The following is a 5,301-nucleotide window of genomic DNA, read 5'->3' on the forward strand; positions in this document are numbered from 1 at the left end:
TAGACCAATGCCATTAGTAGCATAGCCTAGTTTTCCCAAAATTTATCATCAGTACCGATTGACAAAGAGCCAAAAAAAGAAGCAGTCTCACGACTGCTTCATTAATAATGCGCCCCCGGGGAGTCGAACCCCGATCTCGAGAACCGGAATCTCACGTGCGATCCATTACACTAAGGGCGCGTAACGAACAAATATTATAGTAACCTATGAGTGAACAAAAAGCAAGTCCTAAATCGGACTCAATTTATATTGAAAATAAAAACGGTTTCATAATTAAATTGGGCCGAACCTTTAATAAGAGATGGACTTACCGGCAATTATTGGTTATCATATAGGCGTAGTTAATTGTGCGTTAGTGCTCAAAGCCTTGGTCAAGAATTTGCTTTTGCTGAGTTTTTGAACTAACACTTCCGGTCAAGGAGTGCTAAACTAATAACGTACATGATTATATATTCCTAAAGGAGGAACTTGCAGTATGACTGTCAAGATTGGTATTAATGGTTTCGGCCGGATCGGCCGTTTAGCTTTCCGTCGGATTCACGAGCTGAACACTGACGATATCGAAGTTGTCGCAATTAACGATTTGACGACTCCTGATATGCTTGCTTACCTGCTGAAGTACGACTCAACTCATGGCTCTTTCCCTGGTAAGGTTGACTCATACGACAAGGGTATCATTGTTGATGGCAAGAAGTACCCAGTTTACGCTGAACGCGATGCTAAGAACATTCCGTGGGTTAAGAATGATGGTGTTGACTTTGTCCTTGAATGTACTGGTTTCTACACTTCAAAGGAAAAGTCACAGGCTCACTTGGACGCCGGCGCAAAGCGTGTTCTGATTTCAGCACCTGCTGGCAACATCCCGACTGTTGTTCCAGGTGTTAACCTTGACACTCTGAAGGCTGATGACAAGATTGTTTCAGCTGGTTCATGCACCACTAACTGCCTGGCACCAATGGCTTACTTCCTGAACAAGGACTTCGGCGTTAAGGTTGGTACCATGACCACTATTCACGCCTACACTGGTACTCAAGCTGTTCTTGACCAACCACGCGGCAAGAAGATGCGTAACAACCGTGCTGCTGCCATCAACACGATTCCGCACTCATCAGGTGCTGCTAAGGCTATCGGCCTGGTAATTCCTGAATTGAACGGCAAGCTCTCTGGCCACGCTCAACGTGTTGGTGTTCCTGATGGTTCTCTGACTGAACTGGTAGCTGTTCTGAACAAGAAGGTTACGGTTGACGAAGTGAACGACGCAATGAAGAAGGCTGCTGAAGGCAACGACGCCTTTGGTTACACCGAAGACGAAATCGTATCATCTGACATCATTGGCTCAACTTACGGCTCAGTCTTTGACCCATCACAGACTGACATCATGGAAGCTGACGATGGCACTCAACTGGTAAAGACGGTTGCTTGGTACGACAACGAAAACGGCTTTACTTGCAACATGATTCGGACGCTGCTCCATTTTGCAACGCTCTAATTTAGCTGCCATTAGGTAATAACGGGACTGTGTACGAAACAAGGTTTTGGCACAGTCCCTTTTTTAAGGAGGAACTCGTAGATGGCTAAGGTTTCTGTTACGGATTTAGATTTAAATGGTAAAAAGGTTTTGATGCGCCTCGACTTCAACGTTCCGATTAAGGACGGCAAGGTTGGGGATGACAACCGGATCGTCGCTGCCCTGCCGACGATCAAGTACGTGATCGAACATAATGGCCGGGCAATCCTGTTCTCACACTTGGGCCGGATTAAGAAGGAAGAAGACAAGCCTGCTAAGTCATTGAAGCCGGTTGCTGAACGTCTGTCCAAGTTGCTGGACAAGCCGGTAACCTTTGTCCCGGTGACGGAAGGCAAACAGCTGGAAGACGCCATTGACAACCTGAAGGATGGCGACATTCTGCTAGTTCAAAACACCCGTTACGAAGATGTAAAGGATGGCAAGTACGTTAAGCGCGAATCTGGTAACGACCCTGAATTAGGCAAATACTGGGCATCGCTCGGCGACGTCTTTGTTAACGATGCTTTCGGTACGGCTCACCGTTCACACGCTTCCAACGTCGGCATTGCTTCGAACATGAAGGGCAAGTCCGCTGTTGGTTTCCTGATGGAAAAAGAAATCAAGTTCTTGGGCAACGCTGTGGACAACCCAGAACGGCCATTTGTTGCCATTCTTGGTGGTGCTAAAGTTTCTGACAAGATCGGTGTTATTGACCACCTGCTCGGCAAGGCTGACAAGATCATCATCGGTGGTGGGATGGCCTACACTTTCCTTGCTGCCAAGGGCATGAAGGTCGGCAACTCTCTGCTGGAAAAGGACAAGATTGACTTGGCCAAGCAGATCATGGACCGTGCCGGTGACAAGCTGGTTCTGCCGGTTGATAACGTGGTTGCTGACAAGTTTGACAACGACGCTAACACCAAGGTTGTCGAAGGCGACATCGACGATGGCTGGCAAGGACTGGACATCGGTCCGAAGACGGTTGCCCTCTTCGAAAGTGTCCTCAAGGATGCGAAGACGGTTGTTTGGAACGGTCCTATGGGCGTCTTCGAAATGCCGAACTTCGCTAAGGGCACGCTGGCCGTTGGTAAGTACCTTGGTAGCCTGAGTCAAGCAACGACGATTGTCGGCGGTGGTGACTCGACGGCCGCCGTTAAGCAACTCGGGGTTGCTGACCAACTGACTCACATTTCTACCGGTGGTGGGGCTTCTCTGACCTACCTTGAAGGGAAGGTTCTGCCAGGCATCCAGGCCATTACCGATAAGGATTAGTCTGTGTGATAAGTCGTGGCCATTATTGACCACATTTTGCCAACACCTGTTAGCTGATAAGGAGGAACCCATATGAGGGTGCCGATTATTGCTGGAAACTGGAAAATGAATAAGACACTCGGTCAAGCAGTGGAGTTCGTCAACCAGATCAAGGATCAACTGCCACCGACTACTGAGCGAAGCGTTGTTCTCGCAGCTCAACCCATGTTTCTGGCAGATATGGTGCGAGCTGCGAAGGGATCGCCGTTGAAGATCATGGCTGAAAATTGCTACTATCATGATTTCGGCGCATATACGGGTGAAACTAGCCCCTTGGCTCTAGACGACATGGGGGTCCACCATGTCCTGTTGGGGCATTCGGAACGACGGCGGATCTTTAAAGAAGACGATGACCTGATTAATAAGAAAGTGCTGGCGGCCTTGCGCAACGGTCTCCACCCCCTGGTTTGCTGTGATGAAACGATGGGGCGGCAGGTGACGCGTCACAAGGTGCACTGGGTTGTCAACCGTTTGCTGGTCGACCTGCGTGGTGTCAAACCGGCGGATATGGCACGCGTCACGATCGGTTACGAACCAAGTTGGGCCATTGGATCGGGCCACAGTGCCGATCCATTTCAAGCGGAAGATGGCTGCTACTTGATCCGCAACACGATTGCCGATATGTTTGATGACGAGATTGCCAAGAATATTCGCATTCTGTACGGCGGTAGTGTCAGCATTGATAACATCAAAGTTTTGATGAAAAAGCGTGATATTGATGGTTGTTTGATTGGTGGGCACTCGCTTGATCCGGACAGTTTCCTAGAATTAGTAAATAGCTAATATGGTTTGTTTTCGGGTGAGCAACATAGTACAATGAATCGTGGAATTGCTTTCCACATCAATAAAAGAGGAGAGATTCATCTAATGTCACTTATTACAGATATTTATGCTCGTGAAGTCCTTGACTCACGTGGTAATCCAACTGTTGAAGCAGAGGTTTACACTGAAGCTGGTGGCTTCGGTCGCGGTATTGTTCCTTCTGGTGCTTCAACTGGTGAACACGAAGCTGTTGAACTCCGTGATGGCGACAAGAGTCGTTTCGGCGGCAAGGGCGTTCTGAAGGCCGTTGCTAACGTTAATGACATCATCGCAAAGGAAATCGTTGGTTACGACGTTACTGATCAACGCGGCATCGACGAAGCTATGATCAAGCTTGACGGTACTCCTAACAAGGGCAAGCTGGGTGCTAACGCCATCCTGTCAGTTTCAATCGCTGCTGCACGTGCTGCTGCTGACGAACTGCAGGTTCCGCTTTACAACTACATCGGTGGTGTTAATGGCCACGTTCTGCCAACGCCAATGATGAACGTTATCAACGGTGGTGCCCACTCAGACAACAAGGTGGACTTCCAGGAATTCATGATTCTGCCAGTTGGTGCCAAGAGCGTTCGTGAAGCTATCCGGATGGGTGCTGAAACTTTCCACGAACTGAAGCGTGAACTGGAAGCTGCTGGTAAGGACACTGGTCTTGGTGACGAAGGTGGGTTTGCTCCTGACTTTGCTAACAACGAAGAACCATTCAAGTTCTTGCTCAAGGCGATCGAAGGTGCCGGCTACAAGCCAGGCAAAGACATTGCCCTCGGCTTTGACGCTGCTGCTTCCGAACTGTGGGACGACGACGCTAAGAAGTACAAGCTTCGTTGGTCAACTGGTGAAGAATTCTCAACTGACGAATTCATTGACTACATCAGTTCTCTGATTGAAAAGTACCCAATCATTTCTGTTGAAGACCCGTTGGACGAAAACAACTGGGACGACTGGGTAAAGCTGACTGACAAGCTCGGCAAGAAGGTTCAAATCGTTGGTGACGACTTCTTCGTTACTAACACGAAGTACCTGGAAAAGGGTATCAAGATGGGTGCTGCTAACTCCATCCTGGTTAAGATGAACCAAATCGGGACTGTTACCGAAACTCTGGAAGCCATCGAAATGGCTAAGGAAGCTGGTTACACTGCCATCGTTTCACACCGTTCTGGTGAAACTGAAGACACGACGATTGCTGACCTGGTTGTTGGTACTAATGCTGGCCAAATCAAGACTGGTTCAATGAACCGGACTGACCGTCTGGCTAAGTACAACCAGTTGATGCGGATCGAAGACCAGCTTGGTTCTTCAGCTGAATTCAAGGGTGTTCACTCCTTCTACAACCTGAGCGCTCAGGCTCGTGACGCCATCCAAAACAAGTAATAGTAATTTAATGCTCATTGCTAAACTAAGACGACACTAATTTACTAGAAAACACGACGACCGTAGGCATTGCTTGCGGTCGTTTTCTTATTTTCGGGTCTCTGTCAATTGGTGTTGGTGGAGACGTATAATCATCCTCAAAATTTGGGTCTCTGTCAATTGGTGTTGGTGGAGACGTATAATCATCCTCAAAATTTGAGGGTGATTTTTTTTAAAGCGACGAATTGTCAAACTAAGTGCAACGGTTCTTCAAAAAATATCTCAAACGGTGTTTGATAGTTTAATATTTTTCT

Annotated in this window: 4 protein-coding genes and 1 tRNA gene; 4 read left to right on the forward strand and 1 reads right to left on the reverse strand. The window is 48.0% G+C overall.

Going from position 1 to position 5,301, the window contains the following annotated elements; all coding sequences use genetic code 11:
- Window positions 1–108: 108 nt before the first annotated feature.
- Window positions 109–180 (reverse strand) — tRNA-Arg (locus QOR82_RS08715).
- Between the two features lie 295 nt (window positions 181–475).
- Here QOR82_RS08715 and gap point away from each other — a divergent pair.
- The 4 genes from gap (at window position 476) to eno (ending at window position 5,008) form a co-directional block, all read left to right on the forward strand.
- Entirely contained in the window at window positions 476–1,489 is a 1,014-nt protein-coding gene (gene gap, locus QOR82_RS08720; protein ID WP_283584360.1) for a type I glyceraldehyde-3-phosphate dehydrogenase, read from the forward strand.
- A gap of 81 nt (window positions 1,490–1,570) precedes the next feature.
- On the forward strand, window positions 1,571–2,779 hold the full coding sequence (locus QOR82_RS08725) for a phosphoglycerate kinase (RefSeq protein ID WP_283584361.1): 1,209 nt from the start codon (window positions 1,571–1,573) through the stop codon (window positions 2,777–2,779).
- Window positions 2,780–2,851: 72 nt separating this feature from the next.
- A complete protein-coding gene (gene tpiA, locus QOR82_RS08730) occupies window positions 2,852–3,601 on the forward strand; it encodes a triose-phosphate isomerase (protein WP_283584362.1) in 750 nt (249 codons plus the stop codon).
- Between the two features lie 84 nt (window positions 3,602–3,685).
- Complete coding sequence (gene eno, locus QOR82_RS08735) at window positions 3,686–5,008, forward strand: phosphopyruvate hydratase (RefSeq protein ID WP_283584363.1); 1,323 nt, start codon at window positions 3,686–3,688, stop codon at window positions 5,006–5,008.
- Window positions 5,009–5,301 lie beyond the last annotated feature (293 nt).

It is taken from the genome of Limosilactobacillus difficilis, from assembly GCF_947387495.1.
Lineage (GTDB): Bacteria > Bacillota > Bacilli > Lactobacillales > Lactobacillaceae > Limosilactobacillus > Limosilactobacillus difficilis.